Source organism: Serratia proteamaculans (genome assembly GCF_013337185.1).
GTDB classification, from domain to species: Bacteria; Pseudomonadota; Gammaproteobacteria; order Enterobacterales; family Enterobacteriaceae; genus Serratia; species Serratia proteamaculans_D.
Genome location: NZ_SWDE01000016.1, coordinates 1 through 1,616, shown reverse-complemented (window position 1 = coordinate 1,616; position 1,616 = coordinate 1). Strand labels below are relative to the sequence as shown.

Here is a 1,616-nt window from a genome sequence, read left to right as displayed (position 1 = left end):
CGAATCAATATCATTAGGTAAGGAGGTGATCCAACCGCAGGTTCCCCTACGGTTACCTTGTTACGACTTCACCCCAGTCATGAATCACAAAGTGGTAAGCGCCCTCCCGAAGGTTAAGCTACCTACTTCTTTTGCAACCCACTCCCATGGTGTGACGGGCGGTGTGTACAAGGCCCGGGAACGTATTCACCGTAGCATTCTGATCTACGATTACTAGCGATTCCGACTTCACGGAGTCGAGTTGCAGACTCCGATCCGGACTACGACGTACTTTATGAGGTCCGCTGGCTCTCGCGAGTTCGCTTCTCTTTGTATACGCCATTGTAGCACGTGTGTAGCCCTACTCGTAAGGGCCATGATGACTTGACGTCATCCCCACCTTCCTCCGGTTTATCACCGGCAGTCTCCTTTGAGTTCCCACCATTACGTGCTGGCAACAAAGGATAAGGGTTGCGCTCGTTGCGGGACTTAACCCAACATTTCACAACACGAGCTGACGACAGCCATGCAGCACCTGTCTCACAGTTCCCGAAGGCACTAAGCTATCTCTAGCGAATTCTGTGGATGTCAAGAGTAGGTAAGGTTCTTCGCGTTGCATCGAATTAAACCACATGCTCCACCGCTTGTGCGGGCCCCCGTCAATTCATTTGAGTTTTAACCTTGCGGCCGTACTCCCCAGGCGGTCGACTTAACGCGTTAGCTCCGGAAGCCACGCCTCAAGGGCACAACCTCCAAGTCGACATCGTTTACAGCGTGGACTACCAGGGTATCTAATCCTGTTTGCTCCCCACGCTTTCGCACCTGAGCGTCAGTCTTTGTCCAGGGGGCCGCCTTCGCCACCGGTATTCCTCCAGATCTCTACGCATTTCACCGCTACACCTGGAATTCTACCCCCCTCTACAAGACTCTAGCTTGCCAGTTTCAAATGCAGTTCCCACGTTAAGCGCGGGGATTTCACATCTGACTTAACAAACCGCCTGCGTGCGCTTTACGCCCAGTAATTCCGATTAACGCTTGCACCCTCCGTATTACCGCGGCTGCTGGCACGGAGTTAGCCGGTGCTTCTTCTGCGAGTAACGTCAATGCACAGTGCTATTAACACTGAACCCTTCCTCCTCGCTGAAAGTGCTTTACAACCCGAAGGCCTTCTTCACACACGCGGCATGGCTGCATCAGGCTTGCGCCCATTGTGCAATATTCCCCACTGCTGCCTCCCGTAGGAGTCTGGACCGTGTCTCAGTTCCAGTGTGGCTGGTCATCCTCTCAGACCAGCTAGGGATCGTCGCCTAGGTGAGCCATTACCCCACCTACTAGCTAATCCCATCTGGGCACATCTGATGGCGTGAGGCCCGAAGGTCCCCCACTTTGGTCCGAAGACGTTATGCGGTATTAGCTACCGTTTCCAGTAGTTATCCCCCTCCATCAGGCAGTTTCCCAGACATTACTCACCCGTCCGCCGCTCGTCACCCAGAGAGCAAGCTCTCCTGTGCTACCGCTCGACTTGCATGTGTTAGGCCTGCCGCCAGCGTTCAATCTGAGCCATGATCAAACTCTTCAATTAAAAGCTTGATTTGCTTCAACTCGTGAAGCGATGCTCGAAAATTAACTTTCGTAAT

General features: G+C 53.2%; 1 rRNA gene. It reads right to left on the bottom strand.

Annotation, left to right across the window (positions count from 1 at the left end):
• Positions 1-18: 18 nt before the first annotated feature.
• Positions 19-1,561 (bottom strand): 16S ribosomal RNA (locus FCL49_RS24540).
• Positions 1,562-1,616: the final 55 nt, after the last annotated feature.